This is a genomic window from Mesorhizobium sp. M1348 (genome assembly GCF_040317925.1).
Lineage (GTDB): Bacteria > Pseudomonadota > Alphaproteobacteria > Rhizobiales > Rhizobiaceae > Mesorhizobium.
Genome location: NZ_JAMYLH010000039.1, coordinates 25,863 through 48,072, shown reverse-complemented (window position 1 = coordinate 48,072; position 22,210 = coordinate 25,863). Strand labels below are relative to the sequence as shown.

Annotated in this window: 15 protein-coding genes and 5 pseudogenes; 9 read left to right on the top strand and 11 right to left on the bottom strand. The window is 60.1% G+C overall.

Annotated elements, in window-relative coordinates; translation table 11 throughout:
- Window positions 1–57 precede the first annotated feature (57 nt).
- Window positions 58–270, top strand: a pseudogene (locus NKH13_RS32465) (ATP-binding cassette domain-containing protein); the annotation flags it as partial.
- 209 nt (window positions 271–479) lie between these two features.
- The gene (locus NKH13_RS32460; RefSeq protein ID WP_352916912.1) at window positions 480–2,099 is read left to right on the top strand and encodes an amidase family protein; all 1,620 of its coding nucleotides are present in this window, start codon (window positions 480–482) and stop codon (window positions 2,097–2,099) included.
- Between the two features lie 182 nt (window positions 2,100–2,281).
- On the opposite strand, the gene NKH13_RS32455 is transcribed toward NKH13_RS32460, so the two are convergent.
- Window positions 2,282–2,455, bottom strand: coding sequence for a hypothetical protein (locus NKH13_RS32455; RefSeq protein ID WP_352916910.1), 174 nt, complete (start codon window positions 2,453–2,455; stop codon window positions 2,282–2,284).
- A gap of 272 nt (window positions 2,456–2,727) precedes the next feature.
- The gene (locus NKH13_RS32450) at window positions 2,728–3,033 is read right to left on the bottom strand and encodes a hypothetical protein (RefSeq protein WP_352916909.1); all 306 of its coding nucleotides are present in this window, start codon (window positions 3,031–3,033) and stop codon (window positions 2,728–2,730) included.
- Between the two features lie 87 nt (window positions 3,034–3,120).
- Between NKH13_RS32450 and NKH13_RS32445 the strand changes: the two are divergent.
- Window positions 3,121–3,327 (top strand): annotated as a pseudogene (locus NKH13_RS32445) (transposase); the annotation flags it as partial.
- A gap of 368 nt (window positions 3,328–3,695) precedes the next feature.
- On the opposite strand, the gene NKH13_RS32440 reads toward NKH13_RS32445, so the two are convergent.
- Window positions 3,696–5,339, bottom strand: a complete 1,644-nt coding sequence (locus NKH13_RS32440; RefSeq protein ID WP_352916907.1) for an MFS transporter — start codon at window positions 5,337–5,339, stop codon at window positions 3,696–3,698.
- A gap of 690 nt (window positions 5,340–6,029) precedes the next feature.
- On the opposite strand from NKH13_RS32440, the gene NKH13_RS32435 reads away from it, so the two are divergent.
- Entirely contained in the window at window positions 6,030–7,988 is a 1,959-nt protein-coding gene (locus NKH13_RS32435; RefSeq protein WP_352916914.1) for a putative bifunctional diguanylate cyclase/phosphodiesterase, read from the top strand.
- Between the two features lie 5 nt (window positions 7,989–7,993).
- Window positions 7,994–8,685 (top strand): annotated as a pseudogene (locus tag NKH13_RS32430) (class I tRNA ligase family protein); the annotation flags it as partial.
- 463 nt (window positions 8,686–9,148) lie between these two features.
- On the opposite strand, the pseudogene NKH13_RS32425 reads toward NKH13_RS32430, so the two are convergent.
- A pseudogene (locus NKH13_RS32425) lies at window positions 9,149–10,689 on the bottom strand (MFS transporter); the annotation flags it as partial.
- Window positions 10,690–11,020: 331 nt separating this feature from the next.
- Between NKH13_RS32425 and NKH13_RS32420 the strand changes: the two are divergent.
- Window positions 11,021–11,293, top strand: a complete 273-nt coding sequence (locus NKH13_RS32420) for a hypothetical protein (protein WP_352916905.1) — start codon at window positions 11,021–11,023, stop codon at window positions 11,291–11,293.
- A gap of 217 nt (window positions 11,294–11,510) precedes the next feature.
- Here the strand turns inward: NKH13_RS32420 and NKH13_RS32415 are convergent, their stop codons facing one another.
- The 6 genes from NKH13_RS32415 to NKH13_RS32390 form a co-directional block, all read right to left on the bottom strand.
- Window positions 11,511–12,986, bottom strand: a complete 1,476-nt coding sequence (locus NKH13_RS32415; protein WP_352916904.1) for an NAD-dependent succinate-semialdehyde dehydrogenase — start codon at window positions 12,984–12,986, stop codon at window positions 11,511–11,513.
- A gap of 259 nt (window positions 12,987–13,245) precedes the next feature.
- On the bottom strand, window positions 13,246–13,446 hold the full coding sequence (locus NKH13_RS32410; RefSeq protein ID WP_352916902.1) for a hypothetical protein: 201 nt from the start codon (window positions 13,444–13,446) through the stop codon (window positions 13,246–13,248).
- A 52-nt stretch (window positions 13,447–13,498) separates the two neighbouring features.
- A complete protein-coding gene (nadC, locus tag NKH13_RS32405) occupies window positions 13,499–14,380 on the bottom strand; it encodes a carboxylating nicotinate-nucleotide diphosphorylase (protein WP_352916900.1) in 882 nt (293 codons plus the stop codon).
- Window positions 14,380–15,921 carry an L-aspartate oxidase gene (locus tag NKH13_RS32400; RefSeq protein WP_352916898.1) on the bottom strand — a complete coding sequence of 514 codons (1,542 nt, stop codon included), beginning with the start codon at window positions 15,919–15,921 and terminating at the stop codon, window positions 14,380–14,382. The genes nadC and NKH13_RS32400 overlap by 1 nt, the downstream gene beginning before the upstream one ends.
- Entirely contained in the window at window positions 15,918–16,892 is a 975-nt protein-coding gene (nadA, locus tag NKH13_RS32395) for a quinolinate synthase NadA (RefSeq protein WP_352916896.1), read from the bottom strand. The genes NKH13_RS32400 and nadA overlap by 4 nt, the downstream gene beginning before the upstream one ends.
- Before the next feature lie 65 nt (window positions 16,893–16,957).
- Complete coding sequence (locus NKH13_RS32390; protein ID WP_352916895.1) at window positions 16,958–17,923, bottom strand: NUDIX hydrolase; 966 nt, start codon at window positions 17,921–17,923, stop codon at window positions 16,958–16,960.
- Between the two features lie 338 nt (window positions 17,924–18,261).
- Here NKH13_RS32390 and panB point away from each other — a divergent pair.
- Both panB and panC read left to right on the top strand, forming a co-directional pair.
- Window positions 18,262–19,085, top strand: a pseudogene (gene panB, locus NKH13_RS32385) (3-methyl-2-oxobutanoate hydroxymethyltransferase).
- Between the two features lie 16 nt (window positions 19,086–19,101).
- Window positions 19,102–19,995 carry a pantoate--beta-alanine ligase gene (panC, locus tag NKH13_RS32380; RefSeq protein ID WP_352916893.1) on the top strand — a complete coding sequence of 298 codons (894 nt, stop codon included), beginning with the start codon at window positions 19,102–19,104 and terminating at the stop codon, window positions 19,993–19,995.
- 286 nt (window positions 19,996–20,281) lie between these two features.
- On the opposite strand, the gene NKH13_RS32375 is transcribed toward panC, so the two are convergent.
- Window positions 20,282–21,169, bottom strand: coding sequence for a LysR family transcriptional regulator (locus tag NKH13_RS32375; RefSeq protein WP_352567429.1), 888 nt, complete (start codon window positions 21,167–21,169; stop codon window positions 20,282–20,284).
- Between the two features lie 129 nt (window positions 21,170–21,298).
- Here NKH13_RS32375 and NKH13_RS32370 point away from each other — a divergent pair, with 129 nt between their 5' ends.
- On the top strand, window positions 21,299–22,210 hold the full coding sequence (locus NKH13_RS32370) for a DMT family transporter (RefSeq protein WP_352916891.1): 912 nt from the start codon (window positions 21,299–21,301) through the stop codon (window positions 22,208–22,210).

Below are 22,210 nucleotides of genomic sequence, written 5' to 3'. Positions count from 1 at the left end.
GGTTGAATAGCAGGGGTCCGTCAGCGGTCGGATCGTGCTGGAGGAGCAACAGTGAACATGCATGGAACCCCGCCCGTCCCGCTTTCAGAGGTTGACGCGTTGGTGAAAAGCGCCGTTTTGCCGCAGATTGAATTCCGCAGCGTCACTAAGACTTACGGGAAGATCACTGCGGTCAGAGATTTGTCATTGACAGTTAGTCGTGGAGAGTTTCTGACCATTCTCGGTCCGAGCGGTTCGGGCAAAACTACAACCCTGATGCTGCTCGCCGGGGGATGTCCCGCTGAATGTTGAAATTGGCGACGGACGTTACTGGATTTGACATTATGCAGCTTGCTCCAAACATACAAGCTGATCGGTGTTTTCAAAACTGGCCTGATGGGCCAACAGCGCAGCTTTGAGCAATGGCAGTTGCTTGTGAGCTTTCAATCGCCGGAAACCCTTTGCCGCTTCATATGCTTCCTAGTTGTAGAGGACATGGTGTGAGTAATTCGCTACGCTTTGCCGAGACCCTCGATCTGACCCGCGCGACCGTTGCGGACCTTCAGACTGCCTTTCGATCGAGAAAGTTAAGCTCGGAGAAGCTGACAGCGCTCTACCTCGCCCGTATAAAGGCGTATGATAAACAAGGTCCATCGATCAACTCAGTAATCATGCTCAACCCCAACGCACTTCACGAGGCCCGTGCTCTTGACCGCGAGCGCAGAGCCGGACACGTGCGCAGCCCGCTTCACGGCATTCCGATCCTCGTGAAAGATAACTTCAACACCACAGATATGCCGACGACGGCGGGTTCCCAGCTTCTCGCGGGATCAGTCCCGCCAAATGAAGCTTTTGTCCTTAGGAAGCTGCGTGCGTCCGGTGCCATCATCATCGCAAAAGTTAATATGAGTGAGTTCGCCGGCAGCGGCGGCACCACCGTAGGTGCTACGGATCCGGAGATCATCAAGAAGGGTCACTGGGCGAGCGGCTTCAGTTCACTAGGCCTTCAGACGCTCAATCCCCACGCGCTCGATCGGAGTCCTTCGGGGTCCAGCGGCGGAACAGGCGCTTCGGTCGCCGCTGCGTTCGGCCAATTGGGCCTCGGGACCGACACCGGCGGCTCGGTCCGCTACCCCTCGTCCGCCAATGGGATCGTCGGGCTCAAGCCAACCTACGGTCTCGTCAGCCGCGCCGGCATCGTACCCCTTGCCCGTAGTCTCGACACAGCAGGACCCATGGCCCGCAGCGTGTACGACCTGGCGGTAGCCCTCGGGATCATGGCCGGCGTCGATCCGGAGGACCCGGCCACTCAAATGTCCGCCGGCAAGGCCGAGACCGATTATACGAAATATCTGAAGCGTGGAGCACTTAAGGGTGCACGGATCGGGATCGGACGCGACTTCATGGGCTGCAATCCGGCTGTTGACAAGATCACCGAGCAGGCAATCGCGACACTCAGGTCCCTCGGCGCAGAGATTGTCGATCCAATCAGACTTCCGGATTATCTCCTGCAAGCGCGCAGCGGCATCTACGAACTCCTCGTGAATGCGGAGTTCAAGGCCCAGATTACTGACTATCTTCAAACGTTGAAGCCGGGGTTCCCGCGCAACTTCGATGAAATCGTGGCCCTCGCCAACAATCCTGCTACCCGCTACCGCAACCCTGGCAAAGCTTTTGCTTTGAAGTACAGCCAGCAGCGTGCGGTTGGCGTTAGTACGCCCACCTATCTGGCAGCTCGATATCAGGCTCTACCTGCGATCAAGGCCGGTATGGAAGCTGTCTTTGCCGAGCAGAAAGTGGATGCCATCTTCACACCCACGATGTCACGGCTCGAGCCCCTCATAACCGAGGGGCCTCAGCCTGCAGACCAGGAAGCATCCGGGCTTGCAAGCTGCCGAGCAGATTCCCCGGGAGACCTAATAAATGAGTCATGGCTGCCGGAGATAGTTGTCCCCGCCGGAATGACCAACGAAGGCATGCCCGTCACGATTTCATTCATCGGAACCGCCTTCAGCGAAGCCTCGCTGATCGGATATGCCTACGACTTTGAGCAAGCTACACGAGCGGTCCGCCTACCAAAGAACACTCCGCCCCTGAGCAGCGACGTGATCTCCTACTAGCCGGGATCTACAATCAGCGGAGCCCGATCATGGCCCAAGCGAGGTGGACCAAACCGGTGAAGTGGACGGTGCGGCGGTCCTAGCTAGCGGGTCGCCAAGCGGCGGAAATGCTTGAGACGGCTAAAGCAACGCTCGATCCGATTCCGGTGCTTGCAGATGGCGGTGTCGTGCGGGATCAGACCTTACGATTTCGCTTGGATGGGATTACTGCCTGGCCTCCATGCTGGCGATCTGTTTTCACGTAAGCCATTGCTGTCATAGGGATGGTCGGCGAGTACCGCATCAGCCTGCTGGCCTTCCAGAAGATCCGGAGTGGCGGTGATGTCGCCGGGTGCAGGGCCTTTGTTTTCGGCCATATCGTCTCGACGGTGACGAGGCGTAACGATGAAATGCCTCGCGAGCAGGTGAGTGGGCGCATCGCGCGAAACGCCTCCGTGGCGCCCGAATGTCGTGAACAATAAGGCTTGTACGCGTCCTCAACTGCCGCAGCTTTCATCTGCTCCGCACTTCGCCATCCGGACTTGAGACAGTGCCGGCTCTGCTTCCGTGCAACCTCCGCGATGGCGGCTCGACTCCTCGGCCGAGACGCCATTTTTGGGCGGCAATTCCAGCGCCGGCCTTGAACGGATCATGCCGCATATCTTTTGGATGCCCCATCGTCGTCGTGGCCCCGCTTAACCCGGCCGGGCCTCCCGACCGCCGGATCGATAATGATGATCGCCTCTGGAGAATTGTTCTTGTTGTCGAGCGCGACGGTCTCCACCGTCTTGCCGTGTTCGACTCTTTGCCAATGGCCGGCACGCGGCCGAGCGATGTCATGGGCGTCGCAGGCCTGCGCGACGTGCTGGTCCCTGACGCCATGTAGTCTTGCGATCTCGGTCATCGGTTTGGACCAGACAAGCCCATGAAGCTCGGCACGGGTCATTTTCAGCATGTTTCTTTCCGCTCGTATCAAGTCATGAGCAACGCCAGCTAGCCTGCCGACACGTTCGACGAGGTCCCCTGCATTAAGTCTAACGTCTCGATTGGTATGCTGGAGCGGCTGAACCAGGAGATCAAGCGGCGCACCCTGGTCGTTCGCATCTTCCCCAACCCGCGGAGCTGTCTGCGGCTGGTTCGGGCATTGGCGGTGGAGATCCACGAGAACTGGCTCGAGGCGACCCGCTATCTCAACATGGATCATCTGCGCGAGCACAAGAAGGAGAGCCTGAGGGCCCTGGCCGCCTGAGCACCGTCATGTGTCCGCCGCTCCGCTAAACACGGGGGCTGCGCGGCGGACACGCCGACGTCACCGCGATGCCACGCCATTTTGCAGAACTTGACGCACACAACTCAGGTTCTGCGGCGCGGACCTTCCTGGATGCGAGAGCCAAACAGCCCGACCCACTGGGAATGCTTGCTGGCTAGACCTCGCTCCGGCCGGCCGAGGGCCCTTTGCGGTGTCGGCGGTCTATCCGGACGATCCGACGGCAACGTCGCCGAATCCGTTCATCGCTCAATCGTGATTGTCCATTCCACCGCCATCGCTTCCTCGTAAAACAAAGCGAAGGTGATGGACCGCTCAGGCCTGACGACCAGCTTTCAACTGCGGAAGCGTTACGGACGGGACACAAAGGGCACAGGCTGGACTTGGCTGCCCGGGGCTGGTCTTGTCGACCGCTCGATCGAGAGTGCCAGGCGAGGAGGACAACCACCGACCTGCAGAGCGGCAAGGCGCTCGCCTACCTCCCTGTCGGTCACCGTTAGCCGATGGTTTAGACGAAGATAGTCCGTCCATGTCGGCGTGCGAAATGTCTCTGTCCAAAGCGTGGGCTTCTGAAGGTCGCGCTGGAGGGTCCAGTCCCGCGCACCGGCACGGCTCTGAACGCGCCGCCTTTCGCGCATGCAGCGCAGAAATTCCTCGATGTTCTCCTCGGGGATCGAGTACTCCACCTTGATGACGATTGGGCCGCTCCTAGGCTTCGGATCGAGCGCCAGTTCCGGTGGCGTGAAATCGAAGGCCCCTTGATCAGATTCTTCCCATAGTTGTATCGGCAAGCGCTTCCCCGCTGCTGCAACCAGCAACAGCGCCCCTGCAGCACCTTCCAAAGCCCAGGTCAGGGAATAGTTCTGCGCGACAGCACCCCAGATCCAGCTGCCGGCTGCCATGCCGCCATAGGTCAAGGCGTAATAGATCGACAGAGTGCGACCAACGACCCATCTTGGGCTTGCCAACTGCACACACACGTCGGTTCCGGTCCAGGTGACAACCCAGCCTGCGCCACCAATTGCAAGCGCGATCGCCGCCACAGCCACCGATGATGTGAGAGCCAGTAAGAGACAACACGTTGCGCAGGCAACGGACGCGAGCGTGATCAATCGATTTTGGGACGTGATGCCTCTCAAGTAGCTATTGCTAATGCCGGCGATCAAGGCGCCTGTGCCGAAGCCGGCCAACAGGACGCCGTAAACGATTGGCCCCCCTGCCAGTTGGTCGCGAACCAGGAGGGGGAGCAGGGCAAGGATCGAGATGCTCGACAGCCCGAACAGGGTAGCACGCACAATTGCCACTCTGATCTCCGAGGAAATCGCCGTGAAGCGCATGCCATCATGAATGGCCGTTGTCATCCGCTCGCGCGGAAGAGGCGAAGAGCGAACTTGCCATTTGGAGCGGAGTACTGCGCTCAACGGGACCAGGTCGCTCAGCGCCGCGAAGACGAAAGCCGACAACGGTCCCAGCAACGCCAAAATCACACCGCCAAGCGCCGGTCCTATGCTCCGAACGACGTTGTACCCCACTGACATCAGAGTCACTGCAGCGGGTATCTCGCGCTTTTCCAGGATGTCGCCGACGGAGGCGTGCCAGGCTGGATCGTTCAACGCAAAGCCGCAGCCAGCCAGGAAACTAAGCCCCAAGATCAGCCATGGACTGACAAAGCCCAGCCCCACAGAGAGCGCCAGGACCGCGGATGCCATTGCGATCAGGCAATGTCCGGCAAGCATCACCCCGCGCCGGCTGAAGCTGTCTGCAATTGCTCCAGCAACAATCGACAAGAAGAAGGCGGGCAGCGTCGATGCAGCCTGTACGAGCGCAACCATCAGATCAGAGGCCGAAATCGTCGCCATAAGCCAGCTTATGGCAACGCTTTGCACGAGCCAGCCAAGGCTGGATATCTGCGTGGCTGTCCAGATCGAACGAAAGACCGGGTTCTGAAGCGGGATCAGTGTGGTTGCCGCGAAGGGGCGGGAATCTCGACGCATGACTTCTCACCTCCACCACGTAGTTTTTTCGCTCACTCACTTGCTGACAGCGGTGCGCTTGCGCACAGTGCGTCACAACCAAGTTACGATATCGCGCTCGCAACAAAGCCGATGTCGCATCCACGGTGCTGATGCGCGATGTGTGTGCCGGTTGGCGTCAGTTGGTCTGGGTCGCGCAGCCCGACGGGGTGCGGTCTGCCCTGCGACTCTTGGCCTTTCACGGTGCTACCGCGCGGATGGCTGCCTTGTCAAACTGCCGCGGTCCTGGCAGCGCCCATAGCATCGGCTGGATGGTTTCAGGCAAGCAACGATGACACGAAAAGGGTGAACAGCGAAGCCAGTTGACGTCCAGCGAAGACCGCTGGACATGTCCGATCTGCCCGGCCGACTACCTGCATGCTCGCGAGACATCTCCCTACCGTTGCTAGACTTAGCCACACCTTCGCGCGCCGCTCTGCATAAATGCGCCCGAGCCTCATCGTCAGGTAGAGCCGGCTATCGGTCAGCGCCTCAAGCATTTTTTCACTTGCGAAAACGTGGATCAGGTTGGGTGGGCGTTTCCGCTTATCTTCGAATTTCCGCGGACCTTTCCCCGCCAAAGTTGCGGTTGAAATTTACTTTTTCCGAATTGTTCAATGCTACGGACCAACACGCAGCGACTTACTCTGGGGCGGGGGAGTGAAACCAGTGATGCAGCGTCTGTCTACCGCAAGGTTAGGTGACCTTCTGGCGGGAGATCTGCGGGCTTTTGGCGGGCCCACGACGATCGAACCACTTGCCGGCCGAATAAGGGCGGAGCAGGTCAGTATCGTCCTTCGCAACACATCTCTTGGCATGGTTGCGAATATACTCAATGCGGCGACTTTTGTTATGGCGGTCTGGGGCTCGCCCGACCAAACGAAAGCCATTCTCTGGGCGAGTGTCATCATCGTCGCCGCTGGGTTCGTAGGCCTAAAAGCGAGATCATCGTTTCAGTCAGTCAAACCAAGGTCAGTGTCTCGCCGGACAACCCAAAACCTGGTGCGGAACGCCCTCTTGTTCGGCGCTTGGTGGGGAGCACTTCCCGTTCTGTTCTTCAGCGGGGCAACAAGCGCAGCCCAGGTTGTCATAACCTGCCTGAGCGCGGGGATGATCGCAGGTGGTGCCGCTTCTTTTTCTACAATTCCTATTGCGGCCATCGCCTATACGCTACCGATCTTCGTCGGTTCGGCGGTCGCGATTGTGTGGGTGGAAGACGCCGTCAACCTGCCCGTCGCGATCCTGATAGTGAGCTACGCCATCACGCTGTTTCGTGCAGTGCTTGCTCACGCGTCCGAATTTACCCAACGCTTCATTCTGCAAGCGGAAAGCGAAAATGCCATTCGCAGGGACGTTCTAACCAGTTTGCCAAACCGGTTCAGCTTCAACGAGCGGCTGGAGAACGCGTTGGTGGACGCAAAGCAGTTTGACCAGCACTTTGCGCTGCTTTTGTTCGATCTCAGCAATTTTGACGAGGTGAATGATCACTTTGGCCGAGCCATGGCGGATGCCGTTCTGGTCGAAGTCGCTGCGCGACTTCGCAAATCGACACGGGAGAGCGACGGCATCGCCAGATTGGAGGGTGGCGAATTTGCAATAATCGCTGCGCGTGATATCAGGCCAGATCAAATCAGGTCCTTGGCCAAACAGATCATAGATGCCATGCGCGGCCCCTTCTTGATCGAAGGGCGCGAGATATATTGCAGGTCCTCTCTCGGCATCGCTTTGGCGCCCACTGACGGTTTGGATGCCAACCAACTCCTACGGTGCGTCGACACCGCGCTACACAGGGCGAAGACGCTGGGGGCGGGCTCCATCCAGTTTTTCAGCCCAGGCGACGATGAAGCCGCTGCAAGGCGCCATGCTCTTGAACGCGATCTGGCTTCTGCGCTGGCCAATGACCAGCTTTCGCTCGCTTTTCAACCCTTTCTCGATCTTGCCAGCGATCGCATTCGAGGTTTTGAAGCCCTGCTGCGGTGGCAGCATCCGACCCTTGGCGCGATCCCTCCGTCGGAGTTCATACCTATCGCTGAAGAAACGGGTTTGGTTCACTCCATCGGACACTGGGTCGTCAAAACGGCTTGTTTGGCGGCTGCGCGCTGGCCGCGCGACTTGCGGGTCTCCGTCAATTTGTCGGTAGTGCAGCTTAAGGACAAGGCCTTGCTGGATGGAATTGAAGTGGCCTTGGCTGAAGCCGGGTTGGAGCCCCGAAGACTGGAGGTCGAGATCACGGAAACTGTGCTGATTTCGAATTTTGAGGAAACGATTTCATTATTACAATCCTTAATTTCGTTATCCGTCACAGTTGCACTTGACGATTTTGGCACCGGCTATTCGTCACTCACTTACCTTCGTAAATTGCCTCTTTCGCGGCTCAAGATCGACCGATCTTTTGTCCAGGATATGCTGACCGATGCGGACTGCGCCGCGATTGTAAGATCATTGATTGAACTGGCGCATGAGCTTCGAATTGAGGTAACAGCCGAAGGCGTGGAAACTCCACAACAGCTCGAGTATCTGCGCCGCGTCAGATGCGATGAAGCTCAAGGCTATTTGATCGGGAAACCTGTGCGGATAGACGACATTCCTGGCATTGTTACGAAGCCGTCTGGTAAGGAGCTAAGTACTTGAATAGCGACTGGTACCTGGAACTGCTGAAGCCGATGTTCATGGGCGCCGACGAGGCGGCCAAGGCCGAGAGCCGCGCCTGCGTCGCCATTGTGCTCGAGGTGATCTTTTAGCTCCTGCATCCGATGATGCCGTTCATGTGTGAGGAACTGTGGGCGCAGACCGCGGGCGAGGACAAGGAGCGCGCCTCGCTGCTGTGCCATTGCCGCATGGCCGTCGCTGGACTTCGAGGACGCTGAGACGGCCGCCCGACATCGACTGGCTGGTCGACCTCGTCTCCGGCATCCGCTCGTTGCGCTCGGAGATGAACGTGCCACCGGCGGCGATCGCGCCGCTCGTCGTGGTCGGCGCCAACGACGTCACTCGTGAGCGGCTCGCACGCGAGGATTCGGCGATCAAGCGGCTGGCGCGGGGTCGACGCGGCACCCAAGGGCTCCGGCCAGATCGTGCTCAACGAGGCGACGATCTGCCTGCCGCTTGGCAGTCTAATCGACCTGTCTGCCGAAAAGGCGCGTCTTGAGAAGGCGATTGCAAAAACCGAGCAGGAGACCGCTCGGTTTGCGGCAAGCTTTCGAACGAAAAGTTCGTTGCCAATGCGAATCCAGATGTGGTGGCCGCCGAACGGGAGCGTCTCGGCGAACTGGAAGGACAAAATGCCAGCCGCAAGGTTGCATTGGCCCGGATCTGCGAAGCGGCCTGAGGAAGACTTCAAACTCAGGCTCGGCACGCGGCGATAGTCGTGCGCTGTTGCAGTCGCAGGCTCCGCCAGCACAGGAACAGCGGTTTTCCTTGGTTTGTCATGGACAGTTTGACACGGCAGCTTCAATCCTGGAGCAGTCGATATGTCCTCTGCAGTCATGTTTTATAAACAACTCGCGGCGGCTTGGCAGTCGATGCTCTTCAAGCGGGGCCGATCGGTCGCACTCGCAGCCTATTGTTCTTCTCCGCCACTGACCATCGCATCTTGGTGGATCGTCCGCCTTCGCCCCGCACCATTTGAGCGCGATAGGTAAGCGATCGCTGATGCCCAGATATGTGCCGGCCAGGCTTCAATGACGGGGATGGCGAAAAGCTGAGTGCTCGGGCTTGCGGGCCGAGCTTGTCGGCCGCTCGATGGAAAGTGTCATTTGAGGTGGGGTCTCGGCCGCGTGCAGCTGAAAGACACGCTCGTCCAGTTCCTTGTCCACTTCCGTCAGACGATGATTGAGGCGAAGGTAGTCCGTCCAGGTCGGCGTGCGAAACGTTTCTGTCCAATGCATAGGCTTCTGCAAGTTCCGCTGGAGCGTCCAGTTCCGAGCACCGACGCGGCTGTGTACATGGCGCCGCTGCCGCATGAGGTCGAGAAGGCCTCGAGATTTCTCTCGGCTATCAGATATTCGATCTTGACCACGATCGGGCCGCTCCTCGGCTTCAGATTGAGAGCGACAGCTGGGGCATCGAATTCCTCCAAGGGATCGGGCTCGGAGTCGCGGCGCTCTCGAAGCGGAAAGAGAACGCCGGCTGCAGCGACGATCAACAGGGCTCCAGCGGAACCCTCTAGCGCCCAGGTCAACGAATGGTTTTCGGCCACCATGCCCCACACCCAGCTGCCGAGCGCGATGCCGCCGTCTATCAAAGCATAGTAGATCGAGATGGTGCGCCCCACGACCCAGCGCGGGCTCGCCAGCTGTACGCTCACACCAACCCCGGACCAGGCGGTCACCCAGCCCGCGCCGCCCAAGGCGAGTGCAATTGCCGCCACGGCAATCGAAGATGTCAGTGCCAGGGAGAGAGAACACGCCGCACAGGCGACGCAGGAGAGCCTCATCAGCCGCTCCTGCGACAAGCTCCGTCTGAACAGGCTGTTGGAGAGGCCGGCGAAGACGGCACCGGTCCCGAAGCCGGCCATGAGCGCGCCATAGGCGAGCGGGCCTCCTCCCAGCTGGTCGCGGACAACCACCGGCAGCAGCGCGAGTATGGCGATGCTCGCCAAGCCAAAGAGGGTTCCGCGCGCGATCGCTGCCTTGATCTCCGATGACATCGCCGTGAAGCGCAGCCCGTCATAAATTGCCGTCCTCATCGACTCGCGGGGAAGAGGGGAAGAACGAACCTTCCACTCGCAGCGCCAAATAGTAGCCAAGGGTACGAAATAGGTGAGCGTGGTTACGGCGAATGCCGCCATAAGGCCAAATGAGGCAACCACAATGCCGCCGAGCGCCGGACCCACAGTCCGGACGGTGTTGAAGCCAACAGAAAGCAGGGTGACGGCAGCGGGAACATCGCGTCGATCCACGATATCGCCAACCGACGCTTGCCAGGCCGGATCATTGAGAGCACCGCCGCTTGCGATCAAGAAGCTGAAGCCGAGGATCATCCACGGACTGACAAAGCCCAGCGCCACGGATGCGGTCAGCATCGCGGACGCAATCACCATAAGGCACCGACCGGCGAACATGACCTGGCGCCGGCTGAAATTGTCGGCGAGAGCCCCGGCAAAGACGGACAAGACGAAAGCGGGCAGGTTCGATGAAGCCTGCACCAACGCAACCATCAGATCGGAAGTCGAGATCGTTGTCATCAGCCAGCTGATGGCGACAGTCTGCATCAACCAGCCGAGGCTTGAAACCTGCGTCGCGAGCCAGATCGAACGAAAGGTGGGCTGCAGAAGTGGCCCAAAGGTCGTTGGTGCAGCCAAATCTTCGTTTGATCCAGCCACCCTACTCATTTTGCGAACCTTTGCTTTCCGTTATTGTCGCTTCCCATGTAATCTAGGCTGAACCGTGGCGGCTGGAAGAATAGATGGAGCCATTTGCCCCCGACAAATGTGGCCACAGTTCCTCCTGGCCAATGGTCAGGCGGCCGAGACGCAGACGTGGGCCGGCTCACTCGCCTTCGAAGACATCTTGGTGAGCCGGGATTCACATGGCATTGGAGGCGCCATGCTTGATCGACGCCGCTGCCGAGATTTTTTCGCGAAACGCGACCCTGTTCTTTTGTTGGAACTCACTCATCAGCGGCGTTCGATGCTGAGTGTGGCTTCCGGAGAGTGAGGACGCTTGCCGATCTTTGACAGGATCGAATCACTGATAGACTTGGACGATTGCGGGACCGCGATAGAAGAGGCGCGCGCCTTGCTCCTCCGATTCGAACAAAGGTCCGATGCGCTCACGCATGCGATCGACGAGTTTCTGCTCGACCTGATAACGCTGGCTTTCATTGTTGAATGTTACGGACACGGCTTTGAACTTTTGGCGCGAACGCTTGCCCGTAGAAGGCTGGCGAAGGTCAGGCTTTTGTCGGAAGGGGTCGATTCCGCCAGAGAGAAATGACGCCCAAAGCTTGTTGCTAACCGGCTATCCCGCCGCGTTCCGCCACAGTGACGAAGGCAATTGACGACGTTCGACCGCCAAAAAAATAAGGCGCAAAACCGGGGCCCTTTATGAGGCAGACTGGGTGTGAATTGTTCCGCGAATCTGAAACTGCGGGTCGATTTCGTGGCGTCCGGCGGTCCGCTGGCCTTCATCGCGGCAGTCGCCGCCCGCCGCCTCAGATGCCGCCCATGCAGAGGTACTTCATTTCAAGATAGTCTTCGAGGCCGTGGCGGGAACCTTCCCGCCCGATGCCGGACTGTTTTATCCCACCGAAGGGCGCGGCTTCTGAGGACATTCGTCCCGTGTTGATCCCAACCATGCCGTATTCCAGGGCCTCCGCTACACGCCAGACACGCTTCAGGTTTGAAGCATAGAAATAGGCGGCAAGGCCGTAGATCGTGTCGTTGGCCTCACGCACGACCTGATCGGCATCCTCGAAGCGGATAATCGGCGCCAAGGGTCCAAAGGTCTCTTCTTGTGCCACGGTCATCTCCCTTGTAACGCCGCTGAGGACCGTAGGCTGGAAAAACGTGCCGTCTCGACCCATCCGGCCGCCGCCACATCGGATCGCGCCGCCCTTGGCGAGGACATCTGCAATGTGAAGTTCGATCTTGGCCAGGGCGTGCCTGTCGATCAGGGGCCCGATCGCGACACTTGGATCGAAGCCGTCACCAACCTGAAGCTCACGGACACGCTCAATGAATTTGGCGACGAATTCCTCATGGACGCCCGACTGGACGTAAAGCCGGTTGGCGGAAACGCAGGTCTGGCCGGCATTGCGGAACTTGGCCTGGATCGCACCGTCGACGGCAGCATCAATGTCGGCATCATCAAAGACGATGAAAGGCGCATTGCCACCCAACTCGAGACTGACTTTCTTGATCTGGTCCGAGCACTGGCGCATGAGCAACCGGCCGACCTCGGTCGAACCGGTGAAACTGATCTTGCGGACCTTGGGGTTGAAGCAGAGTTCGCGACCGACCGCATCACCCTCGCACGCATAGATCAGGTTGACGACGCCTTCGGGAAACCCGGCAAGGTGGGCCAGAGCAAACATTGCACCCGCCACCAGCGGCGTCTGTTCAGCAGGTTTGAGCACAATAGTGCAGCCGGCGGCGAGAGCCGGCGAAATCTTGCGCGCAACCATTGAAGCGGGAAAGTTCCATGGCGTGATCGTACCAACAACGCCGATCGGCTGTTTGATAACCAGCATACGACGGTCTGTAGAGGGCGCCGAGATCGTCTCGCCGTAGATGCGGTTAGCTTCTTCGGCGTACCATTGCAGATATGCGGCCGCATGCGCCACCTCAGACTTCGCTTCGGCTAGCGGCTTGCCCATCTCCGCAGTGAGGATCGCTGCAAGATCGTCGGTGTGGTCGACGATCAGTTGGTGCCAACGCCAGAGGATGTCGCTGCGCTCGCGCGCGGTCAGTGCGGCCCATTCAGGTTGCGCCACATGAGCTTTGTCGATTGCGGCGCGCGTCTCCTCAACACCCATGTCGGGCAATTCCGCCAGCACCTCGCCGGTCGAAGGGTTCGATACCTCGAAGGTCCTCTCACTTGCTGGCATGCCAAGAGCCGGCACCCGGTCGATGGCTCCGAACAGCTCGGGAGATTTCAGGTGGCGAAGCAGTGGCTCGTACAGGGGCAAACCCGAATCCTCCTCGATGCGTGTTTAAACGCGACGTATTTTGGATTTATCCGCGCGCCTCAGCTATCGCATAGGGCCTCGGTGAAGGGCCACTAGGCCCACTCGGTTCCACTCTGGGCATCGACCCATATCGTTTGAGTTCGCGCAGACGAAGTCACCCTGCCGCGCTGTCAAATACTCCAACTGATCGTTGCGGCCAACCGCTCAAGGTTGGATCGTGTGAGCTGAAGCTGCACAGGGCTCAGTTCGCACCGCGGGGCTATCCCTGATCTACGATCTTGCTTTGACGATAAGAGCGTTCCTTGCGGACCATATCGTACGATTCGATGTAGGCCATCCCAAGAAGGTATCCCAGCAAGTGCAGTTTGTGAGAGGCTGCCACCAGATGCAGTTCTTTGAGATTGGCACTGATGAAGGCAAGTGCCTCGCCACGGTTGCTAACCAGTCCCTTCTTTTTCATAGCACGAACCCTGCTGCCACAATTGATCCCACCTTGATTGAACGCGCTCTCATCAGTTCAGATGCTTCTGGACGCATGCATCGATCGGCACATCCATGCCGATGTCGAGGATTGGCGCGCTATGCGTAAGCCACCCAACAGAAATGAGATCGACTCCCGTTGCCGCGATGGCTGGTGCCGTTGCCGGCGTTATGCGCCCCGAGGCCTCGGTGGTCGCGCGCCCGTCGACCATTGCGACCGCCTGGGTGAGTTGCTTGACCGACATATTGTCCAGCAGGACGGCGTCGACCCCGGCGGCTAGCGCTATCTCGAGCTGGTCCAGTGTGTCGACCTCGACCTCGACCTTGACCATATGTCCGACGGCGGCGCGCGCGCGTTCAATGGCCGTGCGGATGTCGCCGGCAATGGCGATGTGATTGTCCTTGATGAGCACCGCATCATCGAGCCCGAAGCGGTGGTTGGCGCCGCCGCCAGCGCGCACGGCGTATTTTTCCAGCGCGCGCAGGCCGGGCGTTGTCTTTCGCGTGCACACGATCCTTGCTTTCTGTCCACGCACCGCCTCGACAATCTCGGCCGTTGCCGTCGCAATGCCGCTGAGATGGCATAGAAAATTGAGCGCTGTACGCTCGGCCGCAAGCATCCCACGCGCCGGTCCGCTCACCGTTGCAATGGTCTCACCCGCCGCGACCCTGCTGCCGTCCAGGCGTCCAAACTTTATGTCGATCGACGGATCAACAAGCATGAAAGCGTAGGCTACCAGATCAAGCCCGGCGAGAACGCCAGACTGCCGTGCTCTGAACGCAAAGATGGCCCTGCAGTCAAACGGCACAATCGCGTCGCTGGTAAGATCGCCGGCTTTGCCCAAATCCTCCAGAAGAGCGCTACGCACGATCGGTTCGATCACGATACCCGGAAGAGGTGGAGGTGACGTCATCAGGCACTCCGTTCCGCGAGCCGCAGACTAAGTTCGGCCGCAGCCGTCATCGCTGAGGCGAGGGTCAAGCGCGAAGACCGGGCCTGCGCGCTGCGTGTGGGGAAGTCCGACCTGTAATGCGAGCCGCGGCTTTCCTCGCGCCGAAGCGCTGCAATAGCGATCATCAGCGCGATCAAAGCAGGATCGGAAGCGGCAGTGTTGCGAACCGCGATCGGCAGCAGCATTTCCACGGTGTCGGATAGTGCTTGCCCGTCCCGTATAACACCGAGCCCATTCGAGACCACGTGGCGAACGGAGGAGGGGTCGGGCCGCGGGGGTGCGGTTGCGACAAGCCTTGGCCACTGCCAGCCTGCAGGAGCGGCAGCTACGCTTTGCGCGACCCACAACGAGGTCGTCACGGCCTCGGTCAGCGAGTTGCTGGCAAGCCGGTTCGCCCCGTGCAGACCGGTGCAGGCAACCTCGCCGCAAGCCCACAAACCCGGCACCGTGCTGCGGCCCGCGGCATCCACGGCCACGCCGCCCATATGATAGTGTGCCGCTGGGCGAACCGGGATGGGCTCGACTGCCGGATCGATTCCGGCGTCCCGGCAATGCCGGGCAACAGCTGGGAAGCGCTTGGCGAACTTCTGGCCGAGGGACTGCCGGGCATCAAGGTAAACACGATGTCCGGTGGCAAGCTGCTGCCACACGGCACGCGCCACGACATCGCGCGATGCCAGCTCGCAGCCAGGCGTATCGCATAGAAAGCGGTGCCCGCACTCGTCGATCAGCACTGCGCCTTCGCCGCGGACCGCTTCGCTCACCAACGGCATAGGCCGCTGCGAAACGTCGAGCGCCGTCGGGTGGAACTGGATGAATTCCAGATCGGCGAGTTCTGCACCAGCGCAGGCGGCGAGCGCCAGGCCGTGCCCAAATGAGCCGGGCGGGTTAGTCGTGTCTCTGAACAGCGCGCCGATACCGCCAGTCGCAAGAACGACGCGGCGGGTCGGAAAGACAATCGCCTGTGCACCTTTTGCCGCCAGCACGCCGCTGACGGCACCATTTTCCACAATCAGCCGGCGGGCTTCCATGCCTTCCAGAATTGTGACCGAAGGCGTTCGCCTCACAGCGATGATGAGCGCGCGTACAAGCTCGCGGCCCGTAGAGTCACCCCCGGCATGGACGATCCGGCGACGGGAATGCGCTGCCTCGAGCCCGAGCCGCAGTGTCCCGTCCCACGAGCAGTCGAAGGCGACGCCCAGGTCCATCAAATTCTCGATGGCTCGGTCTGCCGCATTCAAAACGCGTCTGACCACACTTTCGTCGCAGAGGCCATCACCTGCAGCAAGCGTGTCTGCAAGATGGAGGTCTGGACTGTCGTCAGCGCCGAGGCTTGCCGCCAGCCCGCCTTGCGCGAGTGTGCTGGAGGCTTCGGTCCCGAGCCGCGTTGGGGACAAAAGGTAAACGGGATGCGGCGCCAGATGAAGCGCGGTCATCAGCCCGGCAACGCCAGCTCCGATGATCACGGGCGCTCCCCTGATGTCGCCGACCTCTGGCGTCATACGGCAAGCATCCGCTCGACCGCACGCCGAGCACCATCAACCACTCGAGCATCGATGGTCACGATGTGGCGGGTTTCTTGCAGCGCCGTGCGAATGTTGGCGAGCGTGATACGCTTCATGTGCGGACAGAGATTGCAGGGGCGCACGAACTCGACGTCGGGGTGCTCGATGGCCACGTTGTCGCTCATTGAGCATTCGGTCATCAACACGACGCGCGCAGGCTTGTGCCGTCCGACATAGTCCGACATCGCCGCGGTCGAGCCGGCGAAATCCGCAACCGCGACAACTTCCGGCGGGCATTCGGGATGGGCAAGCACGGTAACGCCAGGATAGGCATCGCGCAGCTCGCGAATGTCGGCTGGCGTGAAGCGCTCATGCACTTCGCAATGACCGTTCCAGGCGATGATCTCGACCGAAGTCTGTGCCGCGATATTTCTGGCCAGGTATTCGTCGGGCAGCATGATCACTCGCTGCACGCCGAGCGAGTCGATTACCGCCAACGCGTTGCCAGAGGTGCAGCAGATGTCCGACTCGGCCTTCACGGCTGCGGACGTGTTGACGTAGGTCACGACCGGCACGCCAGGGTAGCGTTGCCGCATCAGCCGCACATCGTCCGCCGTGATCGAGTCAGCCAGCGAGCAGCCCGCGCCAAGATCCGGAATGAGCACCGTCTTGTCCGGATTGAGAAGCTTCGCCGTCTCGGCCATGAAATGCACGCCGGCGAGCACGATGATGTCCGCATCGACCGTCATTGCCTTGCGGGCCAGCGCCAGGCTGTCGCCAACGATATCGGCCACGCAGTGGAAGATCTCCGGTGTTTGATAGTTGTGGGCCAGGATGACGGCGTTGCGCTCGCGCTTGAGCTCGAGAATAGCCTCGATGTCGTCGCTGAAAGCTACCCATTCCACTGGGGGGATGATGCGCTGGACGCGCTGATACAGGGACGCGGCCGAAGGTAGCGTGCCACTCACCGGCGCCTCCCAATTATAATCTGTTTGACTATAAGGGGAATATATCTACGTCGACTATAAGCGTGTCAACCCCGGGCCAGCGGCAATTTTGTCCCCGCCACGGCTGTTTCGTCCAGCACGACATGGCGGAACTGATAGAGCTTGGCCGGCCGGCCACCCGTATCCAGGGACGTCTCGCCAGTCTCTTCGACCAGCTCTTGCTGCTCGATCAATCGGCGAAAGTTGGGCTTGTTGATCAGCCGGCCTGCCAGGGCTTCCACGGTCCGTTGCAGCTGTAGCAGCGTGAACACCGGCGACATCAGCTCGAACACAACTGGCCGGTATTTGATCTTCGAGCGCAAGCGCGCAAGGCCGGTCGCCAGGATGCGGCGATGGTCGGCAACCATCGTTGTCCCGGCTGTTGAGTCGGATGCGATCGACCGTTCGTCGCGGGTGGCCTCTGCCACCAGACCCGCCTCGTAAAGCAGCTCATAGCGCTGGAGCGCCAACTCTTCATTCCAGGGTCGGTCCTCGAACGCGAAAGCAATGGCAGCCCGCCGCCGTCGTTCACGGACAATCGCAGCCTCCTCAACTGCAGCCGCCCAGGCAAGCAGACGCGGCTTCAGAACATCCGCAATCAGTTTCGGTGTTCCGAGGCGGTGGTCCTCCCACGGAAAATAATCGTACCAGCTCCGCCAGGCGCAGGCGGATGCGCCGGTGGCATGTTCTTTCCGGGTCAAAGCGAGATAGCTGATGGAAATGACGCGCTGCTGACGCCCGTCGGCGCGGTCGCGATCAGCGAACGTATAGAGCTGCTCAATATAGCCCAGGGGATGACCAGTCTGCTTCTCGACCCACGCCCTTAGACCTGACTGCAGCGATCGATGCTCCAGCGCGAACGGCCCCGAGGGTAGGCAATCCGCCTCCCCGATGGTGAGGACCGCTGGTTCACCGTCATTGACGGACACGACAACGGCAATCAGCTCCGCTTCGACTTGCTTGGCCTTTGCGGCGGCCCTACCGTTGCGTGTTGCTTTTGGGCGATCGTCCATGGTTGCCTGGGTTGGGCAGAGTTCCGTGAGAAGCTTCTCAATCGATTTAACCAGCGTGTAGCAGCCCCTTTAGCCTGTCAACACCACACTCTCCGTAAAGGCCTAGACCTTCGGTCTACACGAAGAGTGTCGCAAACGCGAAGCCGCTCGGCAGTGACGCAAGGGAAGTGGACTGGGCGCGAGATTAAGAACCCGCTTTCGCACTCGTGCGCATTCGAAGCGGCGTCGCAGCTCGCGGAATAAATAGTCAGCAAATTATTGTGCACTGCAATTTCTTCTTCGCATCTGCACAAATTTGTGGCAGATGGCTTCGGGTTGACGTCACGTGAGGGAAGTCGGTGAGCGCAACGCGAGCAATCAGGGCCTTGACCCCACCGGACATTGCCGCGCGCAAAGGTGCGACGCCGTTGGTCTGTCTGACGGCCTATACAACGCCCATTGCACAACTGGTCGATGCTCACTGCGATGTCGTGCTTGTCGGGGACAGCGTCGGCATGGTGCTTCACGGCCTGCCTTCGACGCTCGGCGTTACGCTTGAGATGATGATCATGCACGGACAGGCGGTGCGGCGAGGCCTCGAACGGGCGCTGATGGTCGTTGACATGCCGTTCGGCACCTATGAGGAAAGTCCTGGGCAGGCCTTTGACAATGCCGCCCGCGTGATGGCGCAAACCGGCTGCGCGGCGGTCAAGCTCGAAGGCGGCGAAAGCATGGCCGCGCGATACGCTTCCTTGCTGCGCGTGGCGTGCCGGTGATGGCTCATGTCGGGCTGACGCCGCAGGCGGTGAATGCACTCGGCGGCTACCGCGTCCAGGGGCGAGGCGACGATGCTGACCGCATCCAGCGTGATGCGGTCGCGGTGGCCGAAGCAGGCGCCTTCGCGGTCGTGCTGGAGAAGACACCTGAAGCCCTGGCGCGGCGGATCACGCAAGAGATCGCGATCCCGACCATCGGCATTGGCGCCTCGCCGGCCTGCGACGGCCAGATCCTGGTCGTTGACGATATGCTGGGCCTGTTCGGCGCCTTTCGTCCAAAATTCGTCAAGCGATACGCCGAGCTGGGCGAGGCGGCTTCCGCGGCAGTCTCGGCCTACACGCATGACGTTCGTGAGCGCCGCTTTCCAGCTGCAGAACACGTGTTCGGCGACGAGCCGAAGACCTGAAAAGAGGAGATCCAACGTGGGCATTCCCATTATTCGGACAGTTGCTGAACTGCGCAGCATCGTGGCCGTGTGGCGCCGGGATGGTTTGAAAGTGGCGGTCGTGCCGACCATGGGCGCTCTCCACGAGGGTCATCTCAGTCTTGTGCGAGCCGCCCTCGCAAAGGCCGATCGGGTGATCGTCACGCTCTTTGTCAATCCGAAGCAGTTCAATAGCCCGGCGGATCTGATCGCCTATCCGCGAACCGAGTATGATGATGCCGCCAAACTGGCGCCGCTCGGCGCGCACATCCTTTACGCGCCGGATGCGGCGGATGTATATCCGCAAGGTTTTGCCACGACGGTTTCGGTGAGCGCGGTGAGCGAGGGCCTTTGCGGCGCGTTCCGGCCGGGTCATTTCGACGGGGTGGCGACCGTCGTCACCAAGCTTTTTCTCCAGACCGGTGCCGAAATGGCATTCTTTGGCGAGAAGGATTTCCAGCAACTACACGTGGTGCGCCGGCTTGTTCGCGATCTCGACATCCCGATCGACATCATCGCGTGCCCGACGGTCCGCGAAGACGATGGACTGGCGATGTCGTCGCGCAACGCGCGGCTGTCGGCCGCTGAACGAAAAGCAGCACCCCGCCTGGCCGAAATCCTGTTCGAGACAGCCCGACGGCTGAACCGCGACCACTGCATCGACCGTGTGCTCGACGAAGCACGGCAGGCCATCCTTGCTGCGGGATTTTCGCAAGTCGAGTATCTTGAGCTGCGCACGGGCGAGGACCTGGCTGTCATCGCCATTCCCAACCGACCGGCGCGACTGCTCGTCGCCGCCTGGCTTGGCCAGACTCGGCTGATCGACAATGTCGAGGTGTGGCCGCCACGAGGCAGGGTCGAAGGTTTCGTGGAGGCCGCGGCCGCCGCGTAAGCATCCTTTTTTGCTCGAGGCACAATAGGAGCGCCTGCAAGCTGGTCACGAACAGAATACCCTAGCAGCCACCGGCGGAACGATCTTACGCACCACGCGGGGTCTGACTAGCTGCGCCCTTGAAGTAGGCACCCACCACCAGAGCGTCTCGCTGCAAAACAGGCCGCACCGTTGACTTGTTGGTGTAATCCAGAAAGCCGACTACATGCGGCAATCAGTGACCGCCGCGGGAAGGGCTTCCCTGATCCGAATTGCCCGTGAGTTTTTTTGGGATCGGCCAAGTCGATCAGGGTGTCCCAGCGGCGAGCCGTGAAAAATCGAAGGTATTCACATAATCGCGAAATGCCACTTGCGCCTTGGAATGGTTCTTCAGGTGCGGGAAAATGAGCATCATTTCATAGGCTGGGATTTCCCAGTCCGGCAGTACCTCTACAAGCCGGCCGACGGCCAGGGAAGGTTGGCAAACATAAGCGGGGAGGAGGGCAACCCCGCCGCCGGCGATGCAGGATTGCAATAGGAATCCCATTGAATCCGAGGTCGCGGCAGGCGGTGGCCGTAGAACGAGCGGTGTGTCGTCCGACGAGAATACCCATTCGGGTTGCGCATCATGCACCAGACAGCGCCGCCGGAGCAGATCGGTCGGTTCCCGAAGAGGAATGCCACTTGCCAGAAATGTTGGCGCGGCCACAAGCACCCGTTTTATGGAGGAGATACGCCGAATGATTATGTCCTGACCTGTGGTTGTGCCAACGCGAAAGGCGAAATCAACCCGCTCGCGGATGATGTTGAGATGCCGGTTTGTGGCGATCAACTCGATGGCGATGCCGGGAAACTGGGTAGTAAATCCGTGTAGAAAGCTCGGCATGAAATACGTCGCTGTCACCTCCGGGCAGGTGATCTTCAGCTTCCCGACAGGCTGTTCCCTAAGATTGGTCATCGCCATATTCGCGGCGGAAACCTCTGCACGAACGCGGCGGCAGTATTCGAGATAAATTTGACCGCTGCCAGTCAGGCTTACGTGCCTGGTGGAACGGTTGAGGAGCCGCAGTCCCAAACGTGCCTCAAGCTGGGCGATGCGCTGGCTGACCGTGGACTTAGGCATCCCGATCCGCTCCCCCGCGCGCGTAAAGCTGCCCGTTTCAGCGACTTCGGCCAGAAGTATCATGTCGTCCACGCTATCCAACGACGCATCCCCGTGTTCTCGCCGATTGTACAATGGCACGGACAGTATGTCCGTTCGATCGGAATTGTTGGAACGCTCTGGGCTGGGTAGCGTCGACTCGGTAGCGCAAGGAATGTGAACATGTCGATCCGTCAAATGACCGCTGGGACGGACAGGGTAGGCATCGCCGTCACGGCGATGATTTTCACTGACCTGACGCTTTCGATCGCAGATGCGATCATCAAGATCACGGTCTCGGACATGCCGCTGTCGCAGTTCATCTTCTTGCGGTCCTGCGTCACCGTCCCATTGTTGATCTTGATCATCAAATGGAGGTTGCCGCAGGTATCGCTGAGCCCAGCCAGCCCTGGCTGGGCCATGGTTCGAAGCAGCCTGCTTCTGTCCAGTCTGCTGATCTACTACGCTTCGCTTTCGCGGCTCGATTTCTCGATAGCGGCCGCGGTCTATTACACGATCCCGCTGTTCATTACGCTGTTTGCGGCCTTCTGGGTCCGCGAACCTGTCGGCCTGCAAGGTTGGCTCGGAGTGGCGCTCGGGTTCGTAGGGGTACTACTCATGCTGAAGCCGCAGGCCGGCGACATCAGTGTCCACACCCTCATGCCCCTGGCGGCCGCCATTCTTTATGCCCTGGCGATGGTGCTGACGCGGACCAAAACTCGCGCTGAAAACCCGTTCGTTCTGGCGCTCACATTCAATCTGATCGCGATCATTGTGGCAGGTGGGGCAAGCCTGGCGGCAATAATTGCCGGCAGCGATGGCGGGCAGAGTCTGATGATAGGCGAGTGGGTACCGATAGGCTGGAGCCAATGGGGGCTGATGGTGCTGCTAAGTATCACAATGTTGATCGGCAGCGTCGGCACTGCTGTCGCGTACCAGTGGGCACCGTCGGCCATGATCTCAACCTGCGACTTCTCCTATCTGGCATTTGCGGTGTTGTGGGGCGTCCTACTGTTCTCGGAACGTCTGGACGGCGCTTCCATGCTCGGCATAGGTCTCATCGCACTCGCCGGCATCATCGTCATTCGACGTTAG